At 62.8% G+C, this 24,076-nt stretch carries 24 protein-coding genes and 1 tRNA gene; 3 read left to right on the forward strand and 22 right to left on the reverse strand.

The features are described 5' to 3' along the window. Positions 1–13: 13 nt before the first annotated feature. From GJ654_RS09815 to pqqA, 8 genes are all read right to left on the reverse strand, one after another. A complete protein-coding gene (locus tag GJ654_RS09815; protein WP_155445981.1) occupies positions 14–688 on the reverse strand; it encodes a response regulator in 675 nt (224 codons plus the stop codon). A gap of 159 nt (positions 689–847) precedes the next feature. Beyond that, positions 848–2,614, reverse strand: a complete 1,767-nt coding sequence (locus GJ654_RS09820; protein WP_155445982.1) for a PQQ-dependent methanol/ethanol family dehydrogenase — start codon at positions 2,612–2,614, stop codon at positions 848–850. A 140-nt stretch (positions 2,615–2,754) separates the two neighbouring features. After that, positions 2,755–3,600 carry a substrate-binding periplasmic protein gene (locus tag GJ654_RS09825; protein WP_155445983.1) on the reverse strand — a complete coding sequence of 282 codons (846 nt, stop codon included), beginning with the start codon at positions 3,598–3,600 and terminating at the stop codon, positions 2,755–2,757. Positions 3,601–3,605: 5 nt separating this feature from the next. Then, positions 3,606–4,037 carry a cytochrome c-550 PedF gene (gene pedF, locus GJ654_RS09830; RefSeq protein WP_264586217.1) on the reverse strand — a complete coding sequence of 144 codons (432 nt, stop codon included), beginning with the start codon at positions 4,035–4,037 and terminating at the stop codon, positions 3,606–3,608. A 186-nt stretch (positions 4,038–4,223) separates the two neighbouring features. After that, the gene (gene pqqE / locus GJ654_RS09835) at positions 4,224–5,333 is read right to left on the reverse strand and encodes a pyrroloquinoline quinone biosynthesis protein PqqE (protein WP_155445985.1); all 1,110 of its coding nucleotides are present in this window, start codon (positions 5,331–5,333) and stop codon (positions 4,224–4,226) included. Next, on the reverse strand, positions 5,330–5,614 hold the full coding sequence (pqqD, locus tag GJ654_RS09840; protein WP_155445986.1) for a pyrroloquinoline quinone biosynthesis peptide chaperone PqqD: 285 nt from the start codon (positions 5,612–5,614) through the stop codon (positions 5,330–5,332). Before pqqD ends, pqqE begins: the two co-directional genes overlap by 4 nt. Next, complete coding sequence (gene pqqB / locus GJ654_RS09845) at positions 5,611–6,528, reverse strand: pyrroloquinoline quinone biosynthesis protein PqqB (protein ID WP_155445987.1); 918 nt, start codon at positions 6,526–6,528, stop codon at positions 5,611–5,613. The genes pqqD and pqqB overlap by 4 nt, the downstream gene beginning before the upstream one ends. A 110-nt stretch (positions 6,529–6,638) precedes the next feature. Further along, complete coding sequence (pqqA, locus tag GJ654_RS20780) at positions 6,639–6,911, reverse strand: pyrroloquinoline quinone precursor peptide PqqA (protein WP_196305497.1); 273 nt, start codon at positions 6,909–6,911, stop codon at positions 6,639–6,641. Between the two features lie 277 nt (positions 6,912–7,188). On the opposite strand from pqqA, the gene adh reads away from it, so the two are divergent. The 3 genes from adh to GJ654_RS09865 all read left to right on the forward strand — a co-directional run bounded on the left by adh (position 7,189) and on the right by GJ654_RS09865 (position 9,436). Next, positions 7,189–8,709 (forward strand): aldehyde dehydrogenase, encoded by a 1,521-nt coding sequence (adh, locus tag GJ654_RS09855; RefSeq protein WP_155445988.1) that lies wholly within the window; start codon positions 7,189–7,191, stop codon positions 8,707–8,709. A gap of 98 nt (positions 8,710–8,807) precedes the next feature. Next, positions 8,808–9,194 carry a DUF779 domain-containing protein gene (locus tag GJ654_RS09860; protein WP_155445989.1) on the forward strand — a complete coding sequence of 129 codons (387 nt, stop codon included), beginning with the start codon at positions 8,808–8,810 and terminating at the stop codon, positions 9,192–9,194. Positions 9,195–9,360: 166 nt separating this feature from the next. After that, positions 9,361–9,436: transfer RNA gene (locus tag GJ654_RS09865), tRNA-Ala, on the forward strand. 38 nt (positions 9,437–9,474) lie between these two features. Here GJ654_RS09865 and GJ654_RS09870 read toward each other — a convergent pair. The 14 genes from GJ654_RS09870 to GJ654_RS09930 form a co-directional block, all read right to left on the reverse strand. Beyond that, positions 9,475–12,681, reverse strand: a complete 3,207-nt coding sequence (locus GJ654_RS09870) for an error-prone DNA polymerase (protein WP_155445990.1) — start codon at positions 12,679–12,681, stop codon at positions 9,475–9,477. Between the two features lie 32 nt (positions 12,682–12,713). Further along, the gene (locus tag GJ654_RS09875; RefSeq protein ID WP_196305498.1) at positions 12,714–14,237 is read right to left on the reverse strand and encodes a Y-family DNA polymerase; all 1,524 of its coding nucleotides are present in this window, start codon (positions 14,235–14,237) and stop codon (positions 12,714–12,716) included. After that, entirely contained in the window at positions 14,161–14,967 is an 807-nt protein-coding gene (locus GJ654_RS09880; RefSeq protein ID WP_155445991.1) for an ImuA family protein, read from the reverse strand. Before GJ654_RS09880 ends, GJ654_RS09875 begins: the two co-directional genes overlap by 77 nt. Positions 14,968–15,134: 167 nt before the next feature. Then, positions 15,135–15,392 carry a hypothetical protein gene (locus GJ654_RS09885; protein ID WP_155445992.1) on the reverse strand — a complete coding sequence of 86 codons (258 nt, stop codon included), beginning with the start codon at positions 15,390–15,392 and terminating at the stop codon, positions 15,135–15,137. A gap of 62 nt (positions 15,393–15,454) precedes the next feature. Continuing rightward, positions 15,455–15,760, reverse strand: a complete 306-nt coding sequence (locus GJ654_RS09890; RefSeq protein ID WP_155445993.1) for a hypothetical protein — start codon at positions 15,758–15,760, stop codon at positions 15,455–15,457. Positions 15,761–15,767: 7 nt separating this feature from the next. Further along, positions 15,768–16,145 (reverse strand): hypothetical protein, encoded by a 378-nt coding sequence (locus GJ654_RS09895; protein WP_155445994.1) that lies wholly within the window; start codon positions 16,143–16,145, stop codon positions 15,768–15,770. Continuing rightward, complete coding sequence (locus GJ654_RS09900; RefSeq protein WP_155445995.1) at positions 16,142–16,627, reverse strand: hypothetical protein; 486 nt, start codon at positions 16,625–16,627, stop codon at positions 16,142–16,144. Before GJ654_RS09900 ends, GJ654_RS09895 begins: the two co-directional genes overlap by 4 nt. Positions 16,628–16,704: 77 nt before the next feature. After that, positions 16,705–17,214, reverse strand: coding sequence for a phage tail tip lysozyme (locus GJ654_RS09905; protein WP_155445996.1), 510 nt, complete (start codon positions 17,212–17,214; stop codon positions 16,705–16,707). Then, positions 17,211–17,339, reverse strand: a complete 129-nt coding sequence (locus tag GJ654_RS21445; RefSeq protein ID WP_264586218.1) for a hypothetical protein — start codon at positions 17,337–17,339, stop codon at positions 17,211–17,213. The genes GJ654_RS09905 and GJ654_RS21445 overlap by 4 nt, the downstream gene beginning before the upstream one ends. Further along, a complete protein-coding gene (locus GJ654_RS09910; RefSeq protein ID WP_155445997.1) occupies positions 17,336–17,884 on the reverse strand; it encodes a peptidoglycan recognition protein family protein in 549 nt (182 codons plus the stop codon). The genes GJ654_RS21445 and GJ654_RS09910 overlap by 4 nt, the downstream gene beginning before the upstream one ends. A gap of 25 nt (positions 17,885–17,909) precedes the next feature. Next, a complete protein-coding gene (locus GJ654_RS09915; protein ID WP_155445998.1) occupies positions 17,910–19,727 on the reverse strand; it encodes a hypothetical protein in 1,818 nt (605 codons plus the stop codon). Positions 19,728–19,852: 125 nt separating this feature from the next. After that, entirely contained in the window at positions 19,853–20,569 is a 717-nt protein-coding gene (locus GJ654_RS09920) for a hypothetical protein (RefSeq protein WP_155445999.1), read from the reverse strand. Further along, positions 20,566–23,316: a hypothetical protein gene (locus tag GJ654_RS09925; RefSeq protein WP_155446000.1), complete on the reverse strand. Its 2,751-nt coding sequence runs from the start codon at positions 23,314–23,316 to the stop codon at positions 20,566–20,568. The genes GJ654_RS09920 and GJ654_RS09925 overlap by 4 nt, the downstream gene beginning before the upstream one ends. Next, a complete protein-coding gene (locus GJ654_RS09930; protein ID WP_155446001.1) occupies positions 23,316–24,059 on the reverse strand; it encodes a hypothetical protein in 744 nt (247 codons plus the stop codon). Before GJ654_RS09930 ends, GJ654_RS09925 begins: the two co-directional genes overlap by 1 nt. Between the last annotated feature and the right edge of the window lie 17 nt (positions 24,060–24,076).

Here is a 24,076-nt window from a genome sequence, read left to right on the forward strand (position 1 = left end):
ATCAAAACCTCGATCAATGCGTGGGCTTTCCGCCGTCGAGCGACAGCTGCGCGAAATCCATCTTGCCGACTTCGATCGCCGCCTTGGTGCGGCTGTAAACGTTCAGCTTGCGAAGAATTTCCGAGACATGCGCCTTGACCGTCGTTTCAGCGACGCCGAGTTCATAGGCGATCTGCTTGTTCTGCAGACCGGCGCGGATCATGTCGAGCACGCGCAACTGCTGTGGCGTGAGGTCCTGCAAGCGGCGCAGCATGTCGCCGCGCTCGATCTCGGAAGGCTGCGGCTGGCTGATGTCGCGGAACCGCTCGGGCACATAGATCGAGCCGTTCAGCACCTCGTTGATGGAATGGGCGAGTTCGCTCTTGGACGTCGCCTTGGAGACGAAGCCGGCGACGCCCATCGACAGCAAGTCGCGCACCACGCGCGGGTCTTCGTGGCCCGACACCACCATGACAGGCAGATGCGGATGGGCGGCTCTGATGCGCACGAGTCCCGACAGGCCCGAGGTTCCCGGCAGGAACAGGTCGAACAGGCCGAGGTCGATGTTTTTTTCGCGGCTCAACACCTCCAGCGCCTCGTCGATCGAGGTCGCCTCGAAAATCTCGCAGGTCGGCCGCTCCATGCGCACGGCGCTTTCCAGCGCCTCACGGAACAGCGGATGATCATCGACAATGAGGATGCGGGTCATCGGGAGCGTTTCCAGTGCAGTCTTCTTTTTCGTCGCCGGCTTTTCACACGGCGTTTTCTCGACAAGAGTTTGCGCCGTGCCGGGCCAGGGCGCAAGCCCCGACGAAAGAAGGGCGACCGTTCGGCCGCCCTTCCTCTCGCAACGCTGTTTCGCCTCGGCTCAGTTCGCGGCGGACTTGGGCGGCAGCTTGAACACCCAGTAGGAGCCGCCCTGGTTGATGCCCTTGAAGGACTTGGCGACTTCGCCGCCCCACAGCGGCACCGCGCCACCCCAGCCGGCGGCGATGCCGATATATTCCTCGCCGTCCTGTTCCCAGGCGATCGGCGGGGCGACAATGCCGGTGCCGACGTTGAACTTCCACAGTTCCTTACCGGTCTTGGCGTCGAGCGCCTTCAGATAGCCTTCGGGCGTGCCGTAGAACACCAGGCCGCCGGCGGTGGTCAACACGCCGCCCCACAGCGGAGCCTTGTTGTTGACCTGCCACTTGATGGTCATGCTGACGGGGTCGAACGCCTTGAGCGCGCCGATGTGGTCGTCGAAGATCGGCTTGATGTTGAAGCCGGCGCCGAGATAGGCCGCGCCCTTCTTGTAGACGACCGGCTCGTTGTGGATGTCCATGCCCCATTCGTTCGCCGGGACGTAGAACAGCTGCGTCTGGGGCGAATAAGCCATCGGCATCTGGTTTTTGCCGCCGAGGAAGGACGGAACGGCGAACACCGTCTTGCCCTGCTTGCCGTCTTCCGACTTGGTGGGATCGCCCGGACGATTTTCGTCGATGAACACGGGACGGCCGTTCTTGTCGATTTCCTTGGCCCAGCTGATTTTTTCCACGAACGGCTTGGCGGCGATGAACTTGCCGTTGGTGCGGTCGAGCACGTAGAAGAAACCGTTGCGGTCGGCGGTGGCGACCGCCTTCGTGGTCTTGCCATCCTTCTTCAGGTCGAACGAAATAACTTCGTTCACGCCATCGAAATCCCAGCCCTCATGCGGGGTGGTCTGGAAGGCCCATTTGAGTTCGCCGTTCTCCGGATCGATGGCGAGGCGCGAAGCCGCCCACTTGTTGTCGCCCGGACGCAGCCAGGAGTTCCAGGGAGCCGGGTTGCCCGCGCCGTAGAAGATGGTGTGGGTGTCCTGATCGTAGGTGCCGCCGAGCCAGGTTGCGCCGCCGCCGGTCTTGTACATGTCGCCGGCCCAGGTCTCGTTGGCCTTGCCGGTCATGCTCGACTCCTGGCCCTTGTAGGTGCCCATCAGGCCCTCGAGGGTCGGACGCGTCCAGACGATTTCGCCGGTGTTGACGTCGCGCGCCTCGACGCGGCCGACCACGCCGAATTCACCGCCGGAGACGCCGGTCACGACCAGTGCGCCATTGGCCTTGGTCGGCACGATCATCGGGGCGGCGGTGTTGGAATAGCCGGCCTTGAAGTCGTCGATGGCCTTGTGCCAGACCATCTTGCCGGTCTTGTAGTCGAGCGCGACGATCTGCGCGTCGAGGGTCGAGAAATAAACCTTGTCGCCGTAGAGGGCGGGACCGCGGTTGATCACGTCGCAGCAGGGCATGATGCCTTCCGGCAGGCGCGCGTTATATTCCCAGATCTTTTCGCCTGTTTTAGCGTCCATGGCATAGAGGCGGCTGTAGGAGCCGGTGACGAACACCATGCCGTCGTGGACGAGCGCTTGCGCCTCCTGGCCGCGCTGCTTTTCGCCGCCGAAGGAAAAGGACCAGGCCGGAACCAGATTCTGCACGTTCTTGGTGTTGACCTTGTCGAGGATGCTGTAGCGCTGGCCTTGCAGACCGATGCCGTTGGTCAGGACTTCCTTCGGATTCTTGGCGTCATTCAGGATGTCGGCGTCCGTGACGGGGCCGGCGAAGGCGCCGCCCATGGCCAACCCCAATATGGAGACGCTGGCGAGAATAGTGCGTTTCATGAGTCCCATTCCTCCCAAGAAGTGGCCCGTTTCGGAGCCGTATTGCGAGACGCGGCGATTCTCGCCGCATCCCAGCCCTTTTTGGCGCGCTGATGATACGTCGCGCCAAGAGTCGGCGGCAAGGCCTTGAGCCTTGCCGCTTATCTGTCCCGCGCCGGCTGGCGCCATTCGACGCCGTAGGACGCGAAAATCCTCTTCAGTTCGCCGCTGTCGGCCAGCGCCGTCATCTGACGGTCGATCTCGTCGCCGAGATCGACGGAATCCGCCTTCACCGCGCCGCCGATCGCGATTGTCCTGGCCAGCTTGTGCTGCGGATGAATGATGGTCACCGCGCGCGTTGACGTATGGGCGAGGTGCTCGACCAGCGCGGACTCGCCATAGAAAGCGACAACTTCTCCCTTTTCATAAGCTTGCGCCGCCTTGCCTTCGCCGCGCACGTGCACGACATTGTTAATGAGCTTGTGGTCGCGCGCCGATAGCAAAATGATGTCGGCCAACGTGCCGATATCCACCGCGACCTTTTCGCGCTCGAACAGCGAGAAGTCCTGAGCCTCGGCCGCATTGGCGGGATCGACCGCCATGGCGTATCCCTCCGTCTGATAGGGGGCGGTCAGCTTGATCTTGTCGTTCGCTTCCTCCACGCGCGGATCGTTGGGCACGTGCAGCATCACGTCGCCCGGCGCCTCGCCGAGGATGGAGCCGCGCCAAACCCCGTTGCGCAGATCGTCGTTGAGATTGTCGTCCGGGCGCAGCACGAGATAGTCGACCTTTAAGCCCAGCGCCTTCGCCAGCGCCGCGCCGATCTCGACATCGATGCCCTTGAGACGCCCGTCCTCCTGCCAGGACCACGGACGATAGTCGCGATAGACCGTGACGCGCAGCACGCCAGCCGATTTGACCACATCGAGCGGACGCGCCTGCGTCGGGCCAGCGACGAGCGCGCCGCCGAGAACGGCGAAAACAAGAAAAGCGCTGATGGCGCGCATAAGAATCAGTCGCCTGCGTAGCGGGAGTCGAGATAGGTGCGGATCGTCCACATGGCTTCCTGGGACAGGATGCCCTCGAAGGCCGGCATTTTGGTGATGCCGTTCTGGGTGTAGCCATGGCGGATGCGGTTGAGGAACCAGGCGTCGCCCTCCTCGCCCTTGTCGAGATAGCGCAGGTCGGGCGCGATGCCGCCGGACTCGGCTTCGATGCCGTGGCAGCGGGCGCAATTCTGGTTGAAGCCGGACTTGCCGATCTTCAGCGCCAGTTCATTGCCGCGATAGGGATTCTTTTCCAGCCAATCCGTGCCGACGGGCGGCAGGCCGGTGGTGTCGATGGCTTGGGGCGTCACGTCGCCATGGGCGAGGACGCGGCCGGCGCCGGCCATCGAAAGGCACACAACGAGGGAGAGCCCGAGTTTGCGGGTAAAAGACGACACGTTTTCCTCCAGTATTTTCCCTGATCTTAGACGGCGCCCTCCCGAGGGGAATTGTACTTTGGCGCCCTCGACGAACAATGCCGCCATCGCAGGTCAAATCACGGGGACGATTGAATCTATGCGATTGATTCACATGAGATTTCAAGATTCAATCTTTTGACGCCACACGTCCGGCGCCAAAAGTTTTCAGACGTCGCCAACGACCTTGACCGGCGCCATGCGACGCGGCGTAAATCCCCCAACCTCGTCCGAGGACTCGCGCGCGGCGATCTCGCCGATCAGATGATGCAAAGGCGATTTCGAGCAGATCGGATCGGTGGCCGCGGCGTCGCCCGCCAGCGCCAGCGCCTGACAGCGGCAGCCGCCGAAATCCTCGTTCTTGCGCTCGCAGGAGCGACAGGGCTCCTTCATCCAGTCCGTCCCGCGAAAAGCGTTGAAGCCGGGCGAGTCGGCCCAGCAATCGCCAAGCGATTTTTCGCGCGCGTTCCAGAACTCGAGATTCGGGATCGTCTCCGCCGCATGGCACGGCAGCACTTTTCCCGTCGGCGTGACGTTGAACGTCAGCCGTCCCCAGCCGCTCATGCAAGCCTTGGGATATTTGGCGTGATAGTCGGGCGCGACATGGTCGATGACGATGCGTCCCTTGTACAACTCGCGACGGGCCTCGACCTCGGCATAAGCCTTTTCGCTCTGCGCGCGGGTCGGCATCAGATGGGCGCGGTTGCGCAGCGCCCAGCCGTAATATTGGGTATGCGCGATTTCGATTCGCCGCGCCCCGAGTTTGACCGCGAAATCCACCATCTCGGCCGCGCGAGAAATATTGATGCGATGAATCACGGCGTTGACCGTGAGCGGCATTCCGGTTTCCGCCACCCAGTTCGCCACCTCGAGTTTTTTTGCAAAGCCGCCGCGATACCCACCGATGGCGTCGGCGCTCTCGGGCTCTGCGTCCTGAATCGACAATTGCACGTGATCGAGTCCGACGGCGACGAGATCGTCAAACAGTTTTTTTGTCAGCCCGACGCCAGAGGTGATCAGATTGGTGTAGAGCCCGACCTGTGCGGCATGGGCGGTCAATTCCAGCAGGTCGCGCCGTGACGCCGGCTCGCCGCCCGAGAGATGCGCGTGCAGAACGCCAATCTCGGCGGCCTGAGAAAAGATGCGCTTCCACTCCTGCGTGGACATTTCGGCGTCGCGCCCCGCCATCTCCAACGGGTTGGAGCAATAGGGGCACGACAGGGGGCATCGATAGGTCAGTTCGGCCAGCATGCCCGTCGGCGGGGGAAGAGGTTTCATAGGCCCAGCATCCGTTTGTCATAGAGGCCGGCGAGCAGCGCGCGCACGTCGCGCTCGACCACGGCGCGGTCGGCCTGATATTTTTGAGTGAGTTCATCGACAATGCGCGCAAGCGGCGCCGCGCCGTCGCAGCGCTGCAAGATGTCGACGCTGATTCCGTTGAGGCGCAAGAATCGCTCCGGCGCGAGCAGCACCCAGCACTTGCGCACCTGGTCGTGCTTCAGCCGCACGCCGCGCAGCAGATAAGGCCGGGCCTCTCCGGTAAAATCATCTTCGGTCAAACCAAGACCTCCGCGGTGTCGATCGCCATGCCGTCGAACGAAATCTCCCAGCCCGCGGCCTCGACCTGCGCCCTCTCGGGCGAATCGCACAACAGCGCCGGATTGGAATTGTTGATGTGGATGAAGACGCGCCGCCTGATCGCCACGCCGGCGAGTTCGCGCATCGAGCCCTTGATCCCGTTCATCGCCATGTGCCCCATGCGCCACGCGGTCTTGCGCGACAGACCAAGGCGGATCATCTCGTCATCTTCGAAAGTCGTGCCGTCGAAGAAAACAATCTCCGCCCCGTCGAGGCGTTCGCGCAGCGCGTCGGTCATGCGCGCGCAGGAGGGCATGTAATAGAAGCGGCGCCCGCCCCGTTCGATTTCGAGCCCAACTGTATATTCGCCCTCAGCGCCGAGTTCGATCTCCGCCTCGTTGGCTGACTCTGTATATAGGGGCGCTTTTCCCGGAGTCACGAAGGGGGTGATGGCAAAACCCAGGCCGGTGTCGACGGGCTCCTCCAGCTTGACCGTGCTGCGCGCGACAAGCTCGGCGTTGAGCACGCCAAACACCCCCCCGCTCGCGCAAGCCATCACGGCTTCGGTGGCGAAAAAAGTGAAGGGCTGCATCTCACGCATCACCAGCAGGCCCGCGATATTATCGATGTCTCCGTTCGGTGCGAACACGGCTTTCACGGGCGAATGCCGCAAGGATTTCGGGTGCAGCGCCGGATTGTCGATGATCTGCTGGCGCAGGTCCGGCGTCGCTGACAGGATCATCCAGTCCTCGCCGTTGGCGCTCACGGCGAGGCTCGCCTGCGTTCGCCGTTTGATTCGCGGGCTGTTGGCGTAAGCGAGGCGGCAATTTTCGCAGAGGCAGTTCCATTGCGGCAGGCCGCCGCCCGCCGCCGAGCCGAGCACAAGAAAGCGCATATCGACCGATCTCGAGAAATGAACAGGCTATGGCGCAGGCGAGGCCGGCCCCCGCCGCAAAAAAGCGCGCGCCAGCCTGGGGAGCGGCGGCGCGCGAAAACACTTCGGTTTCAGAATTCCGCGGACATATAGGCGGTGATTTCCATGCCCACGCAGATTTCGCACACTTGCGGCGTCGTCCAGTTCGTCATTGGCTTCCATCCCCTGTTTCCGGGCTTTTCGCCCATTTTGTCGCGCATCGGCGCATTTGCAAGGATAGTGGAGGCTGTCTGCGCGTCTACGGCGCCAAAGTAGCAAGCGAAAATCTTGTGCAACGCAGCATTTGGGCGGGACTCGTCAAGTATCAGCTTTTCCACCCGGCCAGGGCAGAGGGTCAATCCCACTAAAGAGCAGTATCCTGGGTCGCGTGACCGTGATTACCTTCCAGTGTGTTGAAATCATAATCTTGAAACGACATGTCCTGGGGAGGCCATGCGACAACAGGAGGCGCGTTCACGCGCCGGGGCCAGCGCGCCGCCTCGCCACGTTCAAGGCGACAGGCCGCGCCGGCCCATAATCATGTGTCGACCCCCGGCCCGTGTCTCGTGAGTTTCGAACGGTTTTGCCGCCAGCGGCGGCCGGCTCGATAAGCGCAAACGCGCACCAAGTGGAGGAACGTGAATGTACCAGGAAGCTGTAGCGCAACTGACAGGCAAGAACCTGATCAAGGCCAAGTTTGAGAACTTCATCGGGGGACAGTGGGTCGCCCCGGTCAAGGGCCAGTATTTCGACAATCTGTCGCCGATCAGCGGCCAGGTGCTGTGCAAGGTGCCGCGCTCGACCGCCGAGGACATCGAACTCGCGCTCGACGCAGCGCACCGGGCCAAGGAGTCCTGGGGCCGCACCCCCGCCGCGCAGCGCTCTCATGTCCTGCTCAAGATCGCCGACCGCATCGAGAACAACCTCGCGACTCTGGCCCTGGTCGAAACCCTCGACAACGGCAAGCCGATCCGCGAAACCACCTATGCCGACGTGCCCTTGCTGGCCGACCACTTCCGCTATTTCGCCGGCGTGTTGCGTTCGCAGGAAGGGTCGATTTCGGAAGTCGACCACGACACCATCGCCTATCACTTCCATGAGCCGCTCGGCGTCGTCGGCCAGATCATTCCCTGGAATTTCCCGCTGCTGATGGCCGGCTGGAAGCTGGCTCCCGCGCTCGCCGCTGGCAATTGCATCGTCATGAAGCCCGCCGAGCAGACCCCGGTCAGCATCCTCGTGCTGATGGAGTTGATCGCCGACTTGCTGCCGGAAGGCGTGTTGAACGTCGTCAACGGTTTCGGCGCCGAAGCCGGCCGCGCGCTGGCCTCCAGCAACCGCATTCGCAAGATCGCGTTCACCGGTTCGACCGCGACCGGCCGCACCATCGCCCACGCCGCAGCCGACAACCTGATCCCGGCCACGCTGGAGCTGGGCGGCAAGTCGCCGAACATCTTCTTCGCCGACGTGCTCGCCGAGGACGACGACTTCTTCGACAAGGCGCTCGAAGGTTTCACGCTCTTCGCCTTCAACCAGGGCGAAGTCTGCACCTGCCCCAGCCGCGCCCTGATCCAGGAATCGGTCTATGACCGCTTCATGGAGCGCATCGTCAAGCGCGTGCAGTCGATCAAGCAGGGCAACCCGCTCGACATGAGCACCCAGTGCGGCGCGCAGGCTTCGCAGATGCAGATGGAGAAGATCCTCTCTTACATCGACATCGGCAAGCAGGAAGGCGCCCAGTGCCTCACCGGCGGTCGTCGCGCCACCATGACCAACGAACTCGCGAACGGCTATTACATCGAGCCGACCGTGTTCCACGGCAACAACAAGATGCGCATCTTCCAGGAAGAAATCTTTGGACCGGTGGTTTCCGTGACCACCTTCAAGGACGAGGCGGAAGCGCTCGAGATCGCCAACGACACGATCTTCGGCCTCGGCGCGGGCGTGTGGACCCGCGACATCAGCCGCGCCTACCGTTTTGGACGCGGCATCCAGGCTGGGCGTGTGTGGACCAACTGCTACCACGCCTATCCGGCCCACGCGGCCTTCGGCGGCTACAAGGAATCCGGCATCGGCCGCGAAACCCACAAAATGATGCTCGACCACTACCAGCAGACCAAAAACATTTTGGTGAGCTACAGCCCGAAGGCGCTGGGCTTCTTCTGAGAACGAAAAAAGGCCGCCCCGGCGAACCGGGGCGGCCATGAAAATTTTGATGCGCGGCGCCGGCGACGGGCCGCGCAGTTTTATATCAGCGAGCAACCATGTCGGCGCCGGAACGAGTCATCGCCACCGAGGAAACCCTGCGCTGGATCGAACGCCTGCGCGAAAAGCATGGCGCGCTGCTGTTCTACCAGTCCGGCGGCTGTTGCGAAGGCTCTGCGCCCTTGTGCAATCCGTTGGAAGGCTATTACGTCGGCCGGCGCGACATTCGGCTCGGCGAGATCGGCGGCTGCCCCTTTTACATCCGCGAAGACCAGTTCGAATACTGGCGCCACACCCAGCTGATCATCGACGTCGTGGAGGGCGGCTCCAACGGTTTCTCATTGGAAGCGCCAGAAGGAATCAGCTTTCACACCCGCTCACGCGTCTTTTCCGACGCGGAGAGTGTAGCGCTCGCCGCCGCCGGAGAACCGCCGCGCGGCGGTTAGCTCAATTTTCGACCCTCACGCGCAGAAAGTGTGAAAAGACCTATTGCGCCCGAGGTCGATAACGGCTAAGTAACAGCCCACAGCGAATGCACAAGCGGTTTGCGGCACGCAACTTCTTGTTTCATATCGAAAAAAGCGCCGACCACCCCAAGGTCGGAGAGCGGTTGGGGCCATAGCTCAGTTGGGAGAGCGCTTCAATGGCATTGAAGAGGTCGTCGGTTCGATTCCGTCTGGCTCCACCAAAAACACCTGAAATCAAGCAGACTATCGCGTGCGTGCTCTAATGAAAATCGCGCGACCTCGGCATCACCCGCACATCGCGCGGATGCCGCGCGCGATCGGCGCGCCGTTGCAGCCCCTCTGCCAGATGGGCCAGTTCGTCTGAACGATCGTAAATCCGCAGCGCCAGCAGATGGACGACGCCGGCCCAACTTTTCTGCACCCGTCCCTCCACCGCCATCAACCGCGCCGCCATGGTCTCCCTGCGAAATTTTTCGAAAAGACTGGCGTAAACCGCGACGTTGATCACGCCGGTCTCATCCTCCAGCGTGACAAAGATCATTTTTCCGTTCCCCGGCCGCTGCCGCACCAGCACCAAACCCGCCGCCTTGCGCCACGCGCCATTGGAGCAACCCGCCAGAACCCGGGCGCTGGAAAATTTTTCGCGTGAAAAAATCGGCCGCAGCAAATGCATGGGATGGGCGTTCAACGTCAGCCGTAAACTCTGGTAATCGGCGACGACCTGCTCGCCAACGCCGAGCGCCGGCAACACAGCATCCGGCTCTTCCGCCAATTCCCCGATTCCCGCCGCCTCAAACAGGGGCAACGGTTTTTCGCCCGGCAGACGCCTTGCGGCCCACAGGGCGACGCGTCGATCAAACCGCTCGCGCGGCTCAAGAGTGAGCGCGCGACAGGATCGAAAAGCGTCGGCGTCGGCCAACACTTTGAGCGCACGCGAAGAGAGATTCGTTCGCGCGGCGCAGGCCTCTAAAGTCTCGAATCCCTGACCTCTCGCGGCGACCAATTTTAAAATTTCGTCCTCGCGCAATCCGCTGATCTGGCGAAAACCGATTCGCAAGGCGAGGCCGTTCTCGCCGCGCTCCAGCGTGGAGTCCCAATGGGAAGCGTTGACATCGACCGGGCGGATTTCGACCCCATGTTCGCGCGCGTCACGCACGATCTGCGCCGGCGCATAAAACCCCATCGGCTGGGAATTGAGCAGCGCGCAGGCGAACACGGCGGGATGACGGCATTTCAGCCAGGCGGAAATATAGACGAGGATGGCGAAGGAGGCGGCATGGCTTTCCGGAAAGCCATAGGAGCCAAACCCTTTGATTTGCTCGAAACAGCGCTGCGCAAAGTCGCGCTCGTAGCCGCGTGCGCACATACGTTCGACCATCAGCTTCTCGAACTGGCCGATCTCACCAAGATGCCGGAACGTCGCCATGGCGCGGCGCAGGCGATTGGCCTCCGCCTCGGAAAATTCGGCCGCCACCATGGCGAGGCTCATCGCCTGCTCCTGAAACAATGGCACGCCAAGGGTTTTTCCTAGAACGCTTTCCAATTCGTTCGGATCGCCTCGCCCCTGCGCCGGCGAGGGAAACGAAACCGGCTCCAGACCCGCGCGCCGGCGCAAATAGGGATGCACCATGTCGCCCTGAATCGGACCGGGACGCACGATGGCGACCTCGATCACCAGATCGTAAAATTTTTGCGGCCGCAAATGCGGCAGCATGTTCATCTGCGCGCGGCTTTCGACCTGGAACACGCCGATGGAATCGCCCCGGCAAAGCATGTCGTAGACGGCGGCCTCTTCGCGCGGAACATCGGCAAGGCCGATGCGCAATCCCTCATGCGCCGCGAGCAGTTCAAATCCCTTGCGGATGCAGGTGAGCATGCCAAGCGCCAAGACATCGACCTTCATCAGTCCAAGCGTGGCGATATCGTCCTTGTCCCATTCCAAAAAGGTGCGGTCGGCCATGGCGGCGTTGCCGATCGGGCAGAGCTCGTCGAGCCGCCCGCGCGTCAGCACGAAGCCGCCGACATGCTGCGAAAGATGGCGCGGGAAACCCAAAATTTTGCGCGCGAACAACAGCACCTGGGCGATGACGGGATTATCGGGATCAAGCCCCGTCCCGGCGAGATGCGGCGCGCCATGCGAGCCCCATTGCATTGACGACAGCACGCCGATCATGTCCTCGGACAGCCCAAAAATTTTTGCGACATCGCGCAGGGCGCTGCGCGAGCGATAACACACGACTTCCGCCGCCAGCCCGGCGCGCTCGCGGCCGTATTTGGCGTAAATATGCTGGATGACCTCTTCGCGCCGCTCATGCTCGAAATCGACATCGATATCGGGCGGCTCGCGCCGCTCCGAGGAGATGAAGCGCGCGAACAAAAGATCGTTCACCGCCGGATCGACGGCGGTGATGCCGAGCACATAGCAGACGGCGGAATTGGCCGCGGAGCCGCGCCCCTGGCACAGAATCCCTTTTTCCCTGGCGAAGGACACGATGTCGTGGATGGTAAGGAAATAGGGCGCGTAATCAAGCCGGGCGATCAAGGCCAGTTCGCTCGCAAGGAGGTCGAGCACCTTTTGCGGGGCGCCATAGGGATAAAGCTCCGGAAGAGCACGGCGCACCAGTTCTTCCAGCCAGGCCTGCGGCGTCCAGTCCTTTGGAACGGGCTCGTCGGGATATTCATAGGCGAGTTCGCGCAAATGAAATTTTACACGCGACAAAAGGACCTGAGTTTGCTCAATGGCCTCGGGCGCATCGGAGAAAAGGCGCGCCATTTCTCCCGGCGCCTTTAAATGCCGTTCGGCATTGCTCTCCAGGAGTCGGCCCGCCTGCGCCAGCGTGACATGCTCGCGCACACACGTGAGCACATCCTGCAAAGGGCGGTCTTCGGGACTGGCGTAAAGCACATCATTATGCGCGAGAATTTTGACGCCCTGTCGCCTCGCGGCCTCCCGCAGAGCATGCAGCCGGCGCCGATCCCCTCCCCCGCGCGGCATGGCGACGCCCAGCCAAAGCCCCGCGCATTTTTCCTTCGCTCGGGTCAGAAAAATTTCAAATTTTTGCGGCGCTGACGGCGGCAAGAGGATCAGCAAGAGGTCGCGCGAATCCGCCAGCAGATCTTCAAACGCAAGCAGGCACTCGCCCTTTTTCGCGCGCCGTTTTCCCACGGTGAGCAGACGGCACAATTGCCCCCATCCCGCGCGGTTTTGCGGATAGGCGATGACATCGGGCGCGCCGTCGGAGAAGACCAGACGCGCGCCGGACACGAACTTGAAGTCTTGCGCTTCGCCCTCGCAAGAATCCTCCAGCGCGCCGACCGCGCGGACCACGCCGGCGACGGAATTACGATCGCACAAGCCGAGGCCCGAATAACCCAGCTTCAATGCTCGTCCGATCAGCGCTTCCGGTTGCGAGGCGCCGCGCAGGAAGGAATAGTTGGAGGCGCAAGCCAGCTCCGCATAAGTCATTGTTTCAATACCGGTTTTTCCTGCGGCAAGGCCTATGCGAACAGCCCATGAATGAACCAGCGCGGCGTGCCCTCACCGCGCTCGTAGAGTCCGTGGCGGAACAGCCAAAACCTGCGTCCCTCCACATCCTCGACGCGGTAATAATCCCGCTCCGGCGCCTCCAACCCTTGAGTCCGCCAATCCGGCGCGATGCGTTCGGGCCCTTCGGCGCGCAACACGTCATGCATTTTGCGTCGCCAGCGGAATCGCGCCGGAGGTCCATCCGGCGCAAGCGCCACGACTTCGACCGGTTGCGGCGGATCGAACAAGGTGAGCGGTCGCGCTGGCGGTTCGCCAGCAATCGGCGCCGACCATTCGGACGGCGGCGCGGAGACGGGAGCGGTGCGGCTTTCGCGCTCCGGTTCATGCGAATCCCCGCGCATAAAACGCAGAACGCGCGCGCGACCGAAACGCGTGGTGAGGCGGTCGAGCAATTCCCTCAACTCGCGCTCGCTGTCGCTCTGAGGGGCGCCTTCAAAACTCTCCTGAAGGGCATCGCATTTTTCCGCACGCGGGACAGCGAGGCGTAGGGCGTCGTAACCAAAACCTGGGTCCAGAGGATCGGCAAGCGAGTCAAGCTTTTCGCGGAACAACTGCGCCAAAAAATTTTCGTCGCGCGTCGGCCGCAAGGTTTCGACATCGAGACAGCGCACATGGCCATCGGCGCGAAAAAAGGACAGCTCGAACCGGCGCCCACCTTCGCCGCGCTGCTCCAACAGAAACGCGGCTTCGCGCAGCAGATCGGCGATGACGGCATCCAAAACCTCGCGCGCAGAAAAAGGTTCGAGAAAATGCCGTTCGACCATGCGCTCGGGGGGCGGCCGCAACGGCGTAATGCGGCGATCGGCTCTGCCAAACACACGTTCGAGCCGATACGGAAATTCATTGCCAAAGCGGGCGGCGAACATCCGCGTCGGCCGCGCCGCCAGATCGCCGAGAGTTTTGAAACCAGCGCGATGGAGAGCGAAATGGGCGTCCTCGTCCGCTTCCAGTGCTGCGAGCGGCAGGTGCGCGACGGCGGCTTCCGCATTGTCCTTGAAAACACCGCCAGAGGAAAAGCGCGCCAGGGCGCGCGCGCAATCGGGCGACGGCGCGACGGCGGCCCGAGCCGCAAAACCCCATGCGGAGAAATCGGCGATGATGCGCTGGCGCATCGCCTCTTCGCCGCCGAACAGATGCGCGCAACCGGCGATGTCGAGCACGAGGCCATGCGGTTCGTCGAGCGCCGTCAGCGGCGTATAGCGCGCGCAGCGCGCCGCGAGATTGAGCAGCAGGTCGCAATCGGCTTTTGGATCAGCGGGCGCGACGACGAGGCGCGGCGCGCGCGCGCGCGCATCAGAAAGCGACAGGCCGGACGCCAATCCCTGTTCAAGGGCCGCGGGATCGAGTGCGTAAAGTCTTTGAGCATTGGCGCGCTTTTCCACCAGCGCGAAGGGGCCGTCATCCGGCGCGCCGCCGCAGATTCGAAGTCGCTCCGTCGGCAAAAAGGGAAGGAAGAGCGCGAGGTAAAGCCGCATCGTCCGGCTCTGAGATTTGATGAAACAGGCCCTGGTCACGCAACCACTCCAAACGCCACGAACGCTCCGCCGCGCCGCCACGATGGCGCAGCAAGGTGATTTCAAAACCGGGAGAGCCCGGCGCATTGGCTGCAAGCGCACGCGAGGGACAGGCGCGCGCTCGCCAGCGGGAAGCGGCGGCGCTGGAGCCGGTCTGCGCATCCTCAAGACCGACGCGCAGCAGGAACAGGGTGACGCCGGATTTTTCCGCCGCTCGCGCCAGCCGCAAGGTGGCGGTGAGATTCAGCACAGACGGCGCCCCAAAAATTTCGATCAGGGCCGCGCCGAGACTCTTGCAGCGCGCCGCCTCGACCCCGGCGCGCAGCACGGCTTGCGCGTCGCGCCCGCGCACCAGCGACAGGAGCGCGGGGTCGACGCCAAATTCCGCAAGACCGATCCCGTTCAGCCGCCCGGCCTCGTCATCGAGAAAATCCGGCCGCGCCCATAGCAAAGGCCGCGACGGCGCGGCGCGCCGGGCCAGGGCGAGACCAAAACCGGCTGCGGCCGACCAATCGGCCCAGGACGCATGGACTTCATGCAGGGCGGCGCGGTTCAGTCCGCCGCCAAGAAACTGATCCACTTCGCTCTCGCCCAGAGCGAAGGCCGCCTCGCGTTCTGGCGCAAAACCATGCCGAAGCGCGATCCGGGCGAGTTCCAGACGCAAGTCGTCCAAAATTTTGACGCGAGACATCCTTCGCCCCTGTGCATGACATGCATGGCGTTTTCACGAGATTGTTCCTGTTATGTTCCTATAAAAACCGAAATGCGGAGAGAGTCAAGAGACATGCCGAAAACACAAAAAAGCCCCGCCCGGCCAGAGCCGGGCGGGGTGAATTTTGATACCCCCGAAAGGGAGGGTCAGGCGCCGAGACTGTTCTGATAATGCGCTTCCGCGAGGGCGCGACGCAGATTGACGACTTCCTCGCGCAGGCTTTGAATCTCCAGCATAAGGTCATCGACCCGGCGCTCATAGCCGTCGATCAGGGTTTGCAACCGAGCGTCCAGCGCGGTCTGCATTGCGGGTCCGCGATTGACCAGGGCGAGAAGGAAGCCGCCGACAGCGGTCAGCGCGCTGGCGCCCAATGTCACCAGCCAGTTGGGAATCTCGCCAATCATGACATTGTCGTCCTCTGAACGGATGAAGCGCCGCCTCACGAAGCGCGTTCGGCCTGCGATCATCATTTCGACGAGGAAACGGCGACGGTCGAGGCGATGCCGCCAAGCGTCGAGCAGAGCGACATCGAGACGTTCACGACTTTGGTCGTCGTTCCGGTGCGCACGACCTGCCCGCCGGAATTCGCCACCTGTTCGGCGACCAGCGCGATATTCGCGACCGTGCTGATATCGCAAGCAAAAATTTGCGCAATGGCGGCCGCTGTCCTGGCGTGCTGCTGAATTTGATCGGCAGTAATCGGGGTTTTCGAGGACATGGCCGAAGCCGGCAGGGCCGCGAACAGGAGCGCGCACGCGATGAGCTTTTTCATGGCATCCTCAGGTGAAGACGGCCGCGCCGGATTCGGGGTTGATCCCATCCTTTCCGAGCGGCCTGGATGGGGTAACCTTGATGAGATCCCAGTCAGGCGGGAACGTCTCGTAAAGCGCGACGAGCGCCTCGGCGAGGGAAATGGCGAGCGCCACGTTCCTGGCGACGGCGACCGGGAGCACGGGCGCAAGCGCCTTGTCGAGGGCCAACCCGGCGGCCAGCCCTTCGGAGATCGTCGCCTTGCCGGCGGCGAGGTCGATCAGGAATCTCACCGCCAGTTCAGCAGCAGCCACATCCTGGCCAATGGTTCCCGTCGCCGCCGCGGCGCCCGCAGGCGTCTTGGCCGCGTCGGAAACCCACGAGGCGAAGCGGTCCCAGACGCTCATTTCGTCGCCACAGCCGCGCCGACCAAATCGGCGGAGGCGTCAGCCGGGACAACACCCAGCGCGGACAGCTTGGCGAGGATCAGCGGGCGCAAGTTGGCGCCGAGCCATTTGGAAATCGCGGGCGCCGATGCAACCGCATATTGTTCGGCGGCGGCCAGAACGAGGTTGGTCGTTTCCAGCGTCAACGTCTTGCCGTGAACCGCGCCCTCGACCGCGCCGACGCCGTAATTGACGGCCTTGGCGATCAGATCGTCGGTCAGCAGCACTTTGACATAGGCGGGGGCCCATTTGGCGACGACGAAAGACAGGAGCGCGATGGCGATGGAGCCGAGCGACGCCAGCGCCGACGACACCCAGGCGCCCCAGGGCACAACGATCGAAGTGGGCGCAGCCCCATCGCCGGCGAAAGCGGCGGAAGCCATGCCGAGGCACAGAAGGCACGCGGACGCGAACGCCGTCCTGGCGAACAGGCTTATGTTCATGTTGGTTTCCTTTCAGGACTGCCGGCGTCGTAAAGGCCGCGCATCGCCGGCCGGCGCCCGACGCGCAGGTTGGTCGGTCAGGCGACCGGATGTCTGGAGAAGTAATTTTCCCAGTATTCAGCTTTTTGGCCGCGCTTGGCGCATTGGCCGGGCGCGCCGGGCCGCTCCCAGAAGCGACATGCGGCATAGCCGGCGTCGTAGGCGCTTTTTGCCTGTCTGATCGCCGTCCATGCGCGCTTCTCGGTGTGCGTCAACTCCCAGAACGCAGCCTTCAGTTGATCGTCCAACGGCGGCGATTCGCGCAGATCAACGCCGCAGCCGTTGCGAATGGCGTCGACGCGCTCGGCATGCCATTGATGGAGTCCGAAGGCCAGGCCATGATCGCCAACCGCCTTGGTGTTGAGAGAGCTTTCGGCGTCGGCCTGGGCGAGCAGGCCGCAGGCCTGTTCGAAGGTTAAACCGCGCGCCGTCCAGAATTTTATGATGGTCGCCGCGGCGGCCTGGTAGGCCTTGTTGTCCATGGTCGTCTCCAGAAGCCGGGCGCCTTTGCCCGCGAGTTCGCGCAGCACGTCGAAAAGCTCGGTCACGGCACGAAATGGCCAACAACGAGGGCCGCTCCGACAATGAGGAGGATGAAGCCAAGGTTCGCGGTCGGCGGGTTCTTGTTCATGGCGACGGCGCCGGCGAGGATGAGGATCAGGCCTGCGCTCATGCCGCCAGAGCCGTCTTCAACCGTGCGATAAAATCCGGCTTGTCGACGCGCGCGCCAGGGCAATCGTGGTGATCCCTCTTGCATTCCCGGTGGAAACGCAGCGTCGCCGGATCGAGCTTGAGAACGCCACAGAGCGCGGCGATCGCCGCGACGGCGTTGTAACGAACCTTGGCGCCGTCGCCGCTGTCAAAAGCCTCGGTGGAGAAATCGCCGACCATTTCGACGCCGATCGAGATTTTGTTGAAGCAGGAAGCGTGCACGCCATCCTGCTCCAGATCGCAGGCGAGCCAGATGAAATCCGGCGCAACGAAGAGGTGCGGGCCGCTGTGCCAGCCGAGGCCCTTGTAGTAGGCGTTCAGGTTGCGGACGCGCTTGGCGCCGCCCTCTCTGCCGGCGCCCAGCCTCGCCCATTGCGCAAGGTTCGGCGCGCCGGTGTTGTGCAGGGTGACGAATTGAGGCCGCCAGCCGCCCGCCCACTTGAGTGTCGAGACATACGCCTTGAATTCCGCCGCGCTGAACGCGCGCGGATGGGTCAGGAAAGTCATGGTCTATCTTTCGGGAGAGCCGCGCCTATTGCGCCGGGAACCAGCTTGTTCCGTCAGTGATCATCGCGCGGCCGACGCCTGCGGCGAGCGTCGTGGGGGAGCCCGTGATTGCATTGCCGTCGTTGTCTTGCACGGTGAGCGCAGTGATCCCCCCAATAGACGACATCCAGAACATTTGCCCGGACGTGCCCGTAATCGGGGGCAGTTTGATTGTCTGCGACGCCACGACGCTGGTGTTTTTCAGGATGAGCCGATCCTTGCCCGCCGCCGGGGTTCTGACCGCGCCCGGCGTCACGCTTGCCGAATCGACGAACGCCGTTCCTCCGTCGTGGTGGGCTCCGGCAAAGACGATTTTTCCACCTGTGTTCGCATTGAGGATGATCGAAGAAGGCTTTCCGCTCGCGCCCCCAATCGCGAGCGTCCCTGTGGCGTCGCTATACTGGAGCGCCGTCACGGTTCCGTTATCGTGACCGTAGAAATTATATCCCGCGACTTGGTCCGACCCAGAGAGCGGCTGCGCCCAGCCATGCGCCATCGCAGAGCCGAGACCGAGCGGGCCGAACCCTCCGATCGTGTTGACGATCTGGTTGTTCTGGACCTGAGAATTCGCTGGGATATTGCCGAGGAACCCATAGGCGATCGTTCTGGCTGTCTGGTTGTCGACGCAGGAATTGTTTCTGATGACCCAGCCAGTTCCCGTGGACGGCGCAAGCTGGAAGCAAACACCTGACGTTCCTCCGGATCCGGAGTTGAAAATCTTGTTGTTTTCGATAGTCAAGGCGCGAGCGCCGCTCGTGATCTTAATCGCTGGCGATGTCGAAGCGCCGCCATAGCCGTAAGATGAGTTCCCGGATATGTCGGACTTCTCAATGGCCGAAAGCGCGATGTCGCCGAGCGACAAGTTTTGCTTTCCGTTGTCGCGCAAAATGTTGTTTTGTATCTTGATGTTATAGTGGTTCTTAGTCTCGTCCGAGTGCGTGCCGATACTGGCTTCAATGCCGACACGGCCGTTCCCATACAGAATATTATTTGCAATAACAATATCGTGGCTCAACGCCTGAGAGTCATTGTCGTTATAGACACCAATTCCTGAGACGTACCCGTTGGAGATGACAGAATTGGTTATCCCAGAGTTCCAAACTCCTTTATAGAAAACAAAGCTGCCGTCATTGTCGATGTTGTCGATTTTCAAACGATCAGCCCAACAATTGTTAGAGCCGGCGGCAAACTCCGCTGAGTTCGCCGCGTTTTTCATTGTTACATTCGCGACAAAACAGTTTGTTGCCCCGACGATGTTAACCGGCCAGTGGTGAATGTTCTGGATAGTGATATCTCGGATGACCAAATTCGATGCCGTCGGCCCCGATGTAATACCGCCCACGCCAGCTCCTGGCGCTTTGGTGGCGACATCCCTGTTCCCGTCGATGACGCCAGAGCCGTCCACGGTCACATTGTCAGCGCCAGAGGCTACGATCAGCACAGATGCAATCGGGCCGTCAGGGGCTTTAAGCGTGCCGTCAATCGTGAGGCGCGAGTTCGAGCGCAGCACGAGCGATTCCGCGCGGCAGACCACACCAGTCGGGATCAGCACGCGCGCGTGACCAGCAGCAGCGGTGAGGATGTTGCGTAGCGCCATCGAATCCGTGGTTGTTCCATCGCATTTCGGAGCGGGGAGCGCGCCGTACCCGCTCAATACGTTGACCGTCGCTGTCATCGCCGACAGGTCGCCGGTCGCGCTGCTTGTGCCGCCGTCCTGAACACCAAGAACAGGCGTCGCCCCTGGATTCCTCGCCAAGGCGGGAGACGCCAGCAGCAAGGCGAGAAGAAAAGCTATGAATTTCATGATTACCCGCCCTCAAGCCGAAATGGCCGCCACGATCGCGGGCGGCACAGGGTTGAATCCCGCACTCGCGGCAAAGGCGGGGGTGGTCAAGAACAACGCGGCGACGATGAAACTGTTGATCATGTTTATCCCGCTCGAACAAAGAATCCGGAGGCGTCGAAGAAGGCTTGACCGCTGGCGACCGGAACGGAACCTGAAGACATGCCGGGCAAGGCGGCGATGAGCAATTGCGCCAGAGCCGCCGCCTGAGATGAAGAGAGCGCGGCGAACGACGCCGCCAGCGCGTCCGGCGTGAGGCTCGCTGCCCCAGCCGCGGCGGCTTGCGCGCTTTGAGCAGCCGCCGCGGCGCTTTGAGAAGCCGCGACCTCCGCCGCCTGCGCGGCGGTAACGGCCGCCGTCAACGTGACCGGCAGCGCAGAAGGCGCCGTCTCACCCTGTGCAACAACGGTGTCGCCCGGCGGAAGCCCGATTGCCACGGCGTCATTGGTGCGGCGCGTGACGCCCTGCACGAACTCCATGCGCCCGGAAAACAGCGGCGTGATGCCGCCGTTGGTCAATTCCAGGCGACAATCGTAAACAAGACGGGCCGGCATTTGCGCCATGTCTGACGCTGGCGCCGAGAAGACGCAAAGACCCGTCGCCGGGTCGAATGAAGCCACGCCGCCACTGACATTCGTCGAACACCACTCGTAAATCGGCGGGTCGGTTGCGAGGGCGGTCACGCGCGCCTGCATGCGAATGGTCGAGGCGACGAGGTCGTAAACCTGCGAGAGGTTTGACAGGTCGCGAGTCAATCTGAACGTGACGTTTGTCGCCGCACGGAGATTGTAGATCTTGGTCATTGCGACACCTGCATGGCGCGGCATGATTGCAGCCGGATGGTTGCGGACACCGGGTCGCCCGCGGCGAAGGTGACAAAGAAGCTGAGTTGCGCGCTGAAAGTCCCCGAGCCCTGGACGGAGGCGGCAGGCGTCAGTTCATCCAGCGTCAGGACATTGCCGAGACTGGTGCTTGTCACGCCCGGCGCGCCGTTGGCGATGTTGGCGTCGTTGAATTCCACCGCGCTCGCGCCATGGCGCGCCGCCCAGACGTTGTATGTGTTGGACGCCAGACCCGGCGGCGTGAACGTTCCGCCCGTCGCCTGGTCGTAATATTGCAAAGCGACGCCTTTCACGCCGTAGAGGTGACCGTTGACGCCAGCCGAGATTTTAACGCGGCAAATGGCGCGATGAGATTGGCCGGCTGTAAAGGCGGTGGCGATCGGAGCCTGAATGAGCTGGGACAACGTCACCTGGGGCGCGCCGGAGCCTGCATAGCCTTGAAGCTGGATGACGAAATCGTCATTGCCGTCTCCGAACGGATTTTGCTCCACGCCATAGGACAAGCCCAGCACGCCTTGGGAGAGCGCTGTGGTCGATCCGGAATCCGCAGTCAGTGTCCAGCCATTGGGAACGCCCTTGACGACGGTCGCGCCGATGCCAGAGCCGGATGGAGTTCCCGTATTGGCGAGCGGCGACGCGGTATTGGTCTGAAGCGAGTAGATGTTGGAGCCATTGATGCTGTTGCCTAAGAATGAGGCCGGGCTCGTGCTGTCGTTCTGAACGAAGGCCCAATTGTAGATGGAGCCGGACAGGCTCGCGGTGGCGGGAGACGCCATTTGCACCAGACCGTTGGCCGCATCCACGCACGCAACGGTCGCTCCGTTCAAGGCCGATTGAATCGCGTTGTAGAAGTAGAGCTTTGATCCGGTCTTGAAGATGGATTGCGCGGTCGCCTGCGGGATCGCCGTCAGAGCGGTTCCGCCGACATAGACGTTCGAAAGATAGTAATTCTTGGTCGTGGCCGGGCACGCCGATGTCTGCGCCGCCGTAGAGGTCACGCTCGTGCCGTAGAAGAAATAATTTTGCGCGGCGGCCGGCGAAAACGGCGGGCTGTCCGGGATGGCGGATGTCTGGCTCGCCGCCTGCAGCATCGCGTTGGCGATCAACGCGCCGCCGTACGGGCTGGGGTGCAAGCCGTCCACCGAAGTGTACGGCAGGTTGAAGTAGTAACCCCCGGAGGCTACGGCCACCGGATCGAGATGGGCGTTCCAGGTCGAGGCGACATGAACCCAGGGATAGAGCCCTGGACATTGCGCGCCGGAGACGCCGGGATAAGTCGTTCCGGAGATTGGATCGGTCCACGAACCGCACGAGGTCGCGTTGAGCCAGTTGTGGATCGTCGTCAAATAGGTCGAACCGGCCGGAGCGTTGTTCGACTTCCAGCGATAATAAATCGCGATTTTCTTGCCGGCGTCGGCGCTGTTGAAGGTGAAGACGCCATTGCTGACCGCATATTGCCCCTGCGCGGGCGCCGAGGCCACAAGCGTCAGCGCGACGCCGTCATTGACGCCGGCGCTGAACGTCACGCCGGAGGCGCCTGTTCCGCACGAATAGGTGTTGGCCGGCGTTCCCGACGTCGTGGTTCCGCAGGGCGCGAAAAACACTTGCTGCGTGTCCCAGTAATTCGTCGCGTTGACCGCCGTAACCGTGTAGGGCGAGCTCGACGGGATGGTCCAGACCTCAGGCGCGCCAAGCGCGCTGTTGTTTGCACGCGAAAAACCTTCAGCGAGACCGCGCGGCGTCTCGTCGCCGACGATCACGATCTTGTTGGCCGCCGTGGGGCCGAAGGCGTTGAAGATCGCCTGGAGGGCGGAAATGGCGTTGGCGGCGCCGCGATTACCGTCGTTGGTGCCGGCGAGCAGGAAGACGGTTTGCGCAGGGTCGGTGACGATGGAATATGAGCCGCCGAAATAGGCGCCGCCGTTGGCTTTGTTGGTGTCGAGGTCGGTGATGGTGGCGCCGGCGGCGCTGGTCGCGGTGAAGGGCGCATAGGTTGTGAACGCCGAGACCGTGGCGGGACGGGCGAGCGCGACGGCGGATCCCGCCGTGGTGGAGGCGGTGATGCAGTTCGCGGGCACTGTGACGCTCGGCGTCGCGCTGTTATAATCGGTGATCTGGCAGCCGAAATTGGTCACATTGGCGATGGTGATGTAGTCGCCGGCGGCCGGCGAGCCCGAAAGGCCGGTGAGAGCGATGGTGAGCGGCGCGCTCGGGTTGGGGCTGATCGCCGAGGTCAGCGTGGCGTTGGCGCCGTTGAAGCAGGGGTAGCCGATCGTCGAGGCGTCGCTGCAATATTGGGTCGTCGCATTCAGGCGCCCGGCGATGCCGGCGGTGGTCTGCGCGCCGACGCCGTAGTTCCATCCGACCTCGGCGAGATACCTGTTTCCGGAAAGCGGAAACAGCCAGCCGGCGTAGCCGTTCGAATAGTCGGTGGCCACGGTGAAGGATGTTCCGGACCAGGGGGGGAAGATGGTGGAATTGGCGGTGCGGGAATCACCGAATGCGACCGCGTAATTGTTCACCAGCGTCGGCTGGATGTAGCTCCTGCCAGGCCCAACAAGATGCGCCCCGCCCCCGAGGATCGTCGCGCCGCCGGCATTATAGAGACGCTGCGCGGCGAAAAGCGGCGGTTTGTTCGCCTGCGCCGCCTCGGCGACTTGCGCCGACGCCAGCATCGAGGCTGCGAGCGAAAATCGAACAAGGCGCATCAGTAGACCTCAATGAACGAAACGGTCTGGGAGCCCGAAGCGGTGATTGCATAAACGGCGGCGCCGCCGGTAATGGTGATGCCCTGGCCTTGCACGCCGGCAAGGAACAGGCCGGTTGCGGCCGTGACGGCGGAGCCGCCGATGTAGACGGCGGTGGTCCCGTGATTGGCGATGGTGACTTCCTTTCGACCCGCGCGCGCGGGAACGATCTGCGACGCCGAATTCGCAACGCTGATTTGGCCTGTAGCGAGGTTCCCGTAGGTTTCGGTGGTCGCGACCGGATTGGCCTGGGAGACTGCAGAGCCGCCGAGCGCGAGATTGACCGAGCCAATGACATTGGCGCCGGCGGGAAGGCTGGGCAGCGACGAGACGCCGACCGACTGTCCCGACCAGGTCACGCTTAGCGTTCCCGAGAGTTTCGACCAGATTGCGGAAAGCCAGCCGGTGAGGCCGGAGCCCCCGGTGGGCATGGCGGCGCCGGTGATCGCCGCGCCGCTGTCAGTGGTCGTCACGCCGGCGCTGAAGGTAACCGGCAAGGGGTTCGAGGGGGCGACGGCGGCGAGGTTGCCAAGGGCGTTGACAAAGCCGATTTCCGTCGCGCTTGTCGGCGCAGTTGAGCCGGCGGCGCCGACGCTGGCGTTGGAGCCGCCGCCTCCCCCGCTGAAACTCGTGACCTTGTTGCCGGCGCCGTCTTCGATGACAATGCCGCGGCTGACCGACCCGTCCGGGTTTTTCCATTCCATGAGAGGCTCCGAATTGT

Source organism: Rhodoblastus acidophilus, assembly GCF_009720655.1.
GTDB lineage: Bacteria > Pseudomonadota > Alphaproteobacteria > Rhizobiales > Beijerinckiaceae > Rhodoblastus > Rhodoblastus acidophilus_A.